Source organism: Actibacterium sp. (genome assembly GCF_041584535.1).
In the GTDB taxonomy this organism is placed as follows: domain Bacteria; phylum Pseudomonadota; class Alphaproteobacteria; order Rhodobacterales; family Rhodobacteraceae; genus Actibacterium_D.
The window spans coordinates 1-3,710 of the sequence record NZ_JBFHDW010000263.1 but is presented as its reverse complement, the minus strand read 5'-3'; the positions used below and the strand labels follow the sequence as shown (position 1 = coordinate 3,710).

The window sequence follows — 3,710 nt, the reverse complement described above, 5'->3', positions numbered from 1 at the left end:
GCCGCCGCTGCCTTGTCCTGACTGCGCACGGCAAAGGCATCCTGATCGGCGCGGCTGATATTGAAATCCTCGGCGACGTTCTCGGCGGTTTCCGGCATCGAATCCACGCCGTATTGCTTTTTCATCAGCGGATTGACAAAGCGCCAGCCGATGGTCGTGTCATAGACCGCGTTCGAACGCGAAAACGCGCTTTCGGCCTTAGGCATCACGAAGGGCGCGCGCGACATCGATTCAACGCCACCGGCGATGGCCAGTTCGATCTCGCCCGCCTTGATCGCACGGGCGGCCGAGATGATCGCATCCATGCCCGACCCACACAGCCGGTTCAGCGTCGTGCCCGGAACCGAGGTCGGCAGACCCGCCAGCAACAGCGACATCCGCGCCACGTTGCGGTTGTCTTCGCCCGCTTGGTTGGCGCAGCCGAAATAGACTTCGTCGATCGCTTCCCAGTCGATGTCATGCCGCGCCATCAGCGCCTTCAGCGGGATCGCCCCCAGATCGTCGGCACGAATGTTCGACAGCGCGCCGCCGAAACGGCCAATCGGAGTGCGGATGTAATCGCAGATATAGGCTTCCATTGAGACCTCTCAGAAATTGGGAACGATCAAGTCGGCCAAAGGGCCGTTCGATAGCAGATTGGCCCCGGTTAGGGCCTGACGCGCGGCGCCAGGGCGGGGCGGGTTGTGGGTCGAACGAGCAACCGCCACCCCCGGCGTAAAGGCCCGCCTCACCCGGCCGAAACTGTCATGAGCGTGGTTCACTTCAGGCGTCCATCCGATTTGCCGCTGACTCGATCCGCTTGGCGCCCCATAATACAGCTGCGGCAGGGCAGCCAGAGAAACCGTGCGCATGTTGATATTTGTTCGTTCGTCGCATATTTCCGTGCGCATGGTGAACAAATCAACGGATATCATCGCATCTTTCGCCAAGGGTCTGAGGGTGCTCGAGTGTTTCGGCGCCGACAGCCCACGCTTGTCGATCGCCGATGTCGCCACCCGCACCGGGCTGGACCGCGCGACAGCGCGACGATGCCTGTTGACCCTGCATGACAGCGGCTATGCCGAATATGATGGCAAGTTCTTCACCCTGACCCCGCGCACCCTGAAGCTGGGTATGGGGGCGCTGGCGTCGCTGCCGCTGCCGCAAATCGTGCAGCCGTGGCTGGATCAACTGGCCGAGCAAATCGGCCAATCCTGCTCGGTCGCGGTTCTGGATGGCACCGATATCGTCTATCTGGCGCGCGCGGCGCAACGGCGGGTGATGTCGATCGGGCTGATGCCCGGCAGCCGGTTGCCAGCGCATTGCACCTCGATGGGACGGGTGCTGTTGGCCGCCCTGCCCGAGGATCAGGCCCGCGCCATTGTCGAGGCCTCGGATCTGTCGCCCCGCACCGCGCGCAGCCTGACCGACCCGGATGACATCATGGCGCGGATCGCCCAGACCCGGCGCGATGGCTATACCCTGAACGATCAGGAAATCGAGACCGGCCTGCGCGGGTTGGCAGTGCCGCTGTTCGATGGGCGCGGGGCCACGGTGGCCGCGCTGAACACCGGCATGGCGGCATCGCTGCACAGCCCCGAAACAATGATCCGGACCTACCTGCCCGCACTGAAGAAAGTGCAGGCCGGACTGCGGCGGGTTTTGTAATCTTTGGGGGTGCCGTGGTTTTTCCACAGGGAAACGCGGCTTTGCATTCCACAATTCTGATGGCGGCGGAAAGAATCCAGGGCGACCCGAGTTCTGGATGCCGAAATCCGAGAACAGTGGCTTGACGTGATCCGAGGCTTGGTGCGCAACGATCTGGTGCCGCAGCTTGGGGACACTACGACAGACCGAAAGGGCGCGGCAATGGCCTAGCCCATGGTCAGAACGATCTTGCCCTGATGCGCGCCGCTTTCCATCAGCCGATGCGCATCGGCTACTCGGTCCAGCGGGAAGGATTGATAGATCTGCGGGCGGATCTTGCCCGCCGCGATCAGCGGCCAGACATCGCGCACCACATCCCGCGCTAGCGCCGCTTTGCGCGCGGGCGGCAAGGGCCGCAGGGTCGAGCCGATGATGCTGAGACGGCGGCGCAAAAGCGGTTCGAAATCGGCGGTGATTTCGCGCCCGCCTTGCAGGGAAATCACCGCATAACGCCCGTCATCGGCCAGCGCCTGCAGGTTGCGGGTGACATAGGGGCCGCCGACCATGTCCAGCACCACATCGGCGCCATGACCGCCAGTCACATCCCGCACCGCCTGAACGAAATCGGTGGTCTTGTAATTGATCGCCGCCTCGGCCCCCAAACCGGTGCAATAGCCGCATTTCTGATCAGACCCGGCAGTGACGATCACCCGCGCGCCCAAAGCCCGGGCGCGCTCAACGGCGTGGCTGCCGATGCCGCTGGAGCCGCCATGGATCAGCACCCAATCCCCGGCCTGCAAACCGGCGCGCTGAACCACGTTGAATTCAACGGTCAACGCAACCTCGGGCAAAGCGGCGGCCTCGATCATCGAAAGCGGCGCCGGGAGCGGCAGAGTCGTTCCGGCGTCGGCCAAGGCATGGGTGGCATAGCCACCGCCATGAACAAGGGCGCAGACGGGTTGTTCGGGAATGAACCCTTCTACGCCGTCTCCCAGCGCCGCGATGGTGCCCGCGACCTCCAGCCCCGGAATGGGGCTGGCATCCGCCGGCACGGGGTAGCGGCCCTGTCGTTGGGAAATGTCGGGCCGGTTCACACCGGCCGCCTGCACCGCGATCAGCACCTGACCGGGGCCGGGCCTTGGGATCGGCAGGGTCGAAACCTGCATTACCTCGGGCCCGCCGGTGCCCGTCAGAGTTACGGCGCGCATTTCCCCGGACATGGCTCAGACCTCGTCCGCGATGCCGTTGACCAGCGTGCCGATGCCGGTGATCTCGACCTCGCACCGGTCACCGGGTTTCATATACAGGCGCGGGGTGCGGAACTTGCCGACGCCGCCCGGCGTGCCGGTGGCAATCACATCGCCCGGCAGCAGCTTGGTCACGGTCGAGACATAGGCGATGATCTGCGGGATACCGATTGCCAGATCGTCCAGCCCGGCCTTTTGCACCTCTTGCCCGTTCAGGCGGGTCATCAGGGTTTGCTCGGTGATGTTCGGCAGTTCGTCCGCCGTCACGATCCACGGCCCCATCGAGCCGGTGTCGTCAAAGCTTTTGCCCGGCCAGAATTGCGTAGTGTGAATCTGGTAATCGCGGATCGAGCCATCGTTGAAACAGCTATAGCCCGCGACATGGTCCAGCGCGTCAGCCTCGGAAATATGGCGGCCTGCCTTGCCGATGATGACCGCCAGTTCGCCTTCGTAATCGAAATCATGGCTGGCCTTGGGTCGGATCAGCGGCACGTCATGGCCGATCACCGAGCTGGGATAACGGGTAAAGATCGACGGGTGCTTGGGCTTTTCGCGGCCGGTCTCGTTGATATGCGACATGTAGTTCAGGCCGACGCAGATGATCTTGTCAGGGTTGGGCAGCGGCGACAGCAGCGTCACATCGCCCAGCGCATAGGTCGCGCCAGTGGCAGCGGCAGCGGCCAGGTCGGCCAGCGCATCGGCGGCCAGAACCGCGCGCAAATCGGCGTATTTACCGCCCAGCGCGGCACCGGCGTCACGGATCGTGTCGCCTTTGACCAGACCGTAAGATCGGGTGTTGTCTTTCGTCACATAAGAAACAAGGCGCATTGGTGTCCT

Annotated in this window: 4 protein-coding genes; 1 reads left to right on the top strand and 3 read right to left on the bottom strand. The window is 63.7% G+C overall.

The genetic code is table 11. From position 1 onward, the window contains the following. A partial coding sequence (locus ABYW26_RS11935) for a beta-ketoacyl synthase N-terminal-like domain-containing protein (RefSeq protein WP_372605118.1) occupies positions 1–578 on the bottom strand: 578 nt, incomplete at its 3' end. A gap of 310 nt (positions 579–888) precedes the next feature. Here ABYW26_RS11935 and ABYW26_RS11930 point away from each other — a divergent pair. Further along, a complete protein-coding gene (locus ABYW26_RS11930; RefSeq protein ID WP_372605119.1) occupies positions 889–1,647 on the top strand; it encodes an IclR family transcriptional regulator C-terminal domain-containing protein in 759 nt (252 codons plus the stop codon). A gap of 206 nt (positions 1,648–1,853) precedes the next feature. Here ABYW26_RS11930 and ABYW26_RS11925 read toward each other — a convergent pair whose 3' ends face one another. Both ABYW26_RS11925 and ABYW26_RS11920 read right to left on the bottom strand, forming a co-directional pair. Next, entirely contained in the window at positions 1,854–2,846 is a 993-nt protein-coding gene (locus tag ABYW26_RS11925; RefSeq protein ID WP_372605116.1) for an NAD(P)H-quinone oxidoreductase, read from the bottom strand. 3 nt (positions 2,847–2,849) lie between these two features. Beyond that, on the bottom strand, positions 2,850–3,701 hold the full coding sequence (locus tag ABYW26_RS11920; protein WP_372605115.1) for a fumarylacetoacetate hydrolase family protein: 852 nt from the start codon (positions 3,699–3,701) through the stop codon (positions 2,850–2,852). Positions 3,702–3,710: the final 9 nt, after the last annotated feature.

Excerpts from the sequence above, each read along its gene's own strand:
- ABYW26_RS11920 (WP_372605115.1), bottom strand. The coding sequence starts at position 3,701 with ATGCGCCTTGTTTCTTATGTGACGAAAGACAACACCCGATCTTACGGT.
- ABYW26_RS11925 (WP_372605116.1), bottom strand. The coding sequence starts at position 2,846 with ATGTCCGGGGAAATGCGCGCCGTAACTCTGACGGGCACCGGCGGGCCC.
- ABYW26_RS11930 (WP_372605119.1), top strand. The coding sequence starts at position 889 with ATGGTGAACAAATCAACGGATATCATCGCATCTTTCGCCAAGGGTCTG.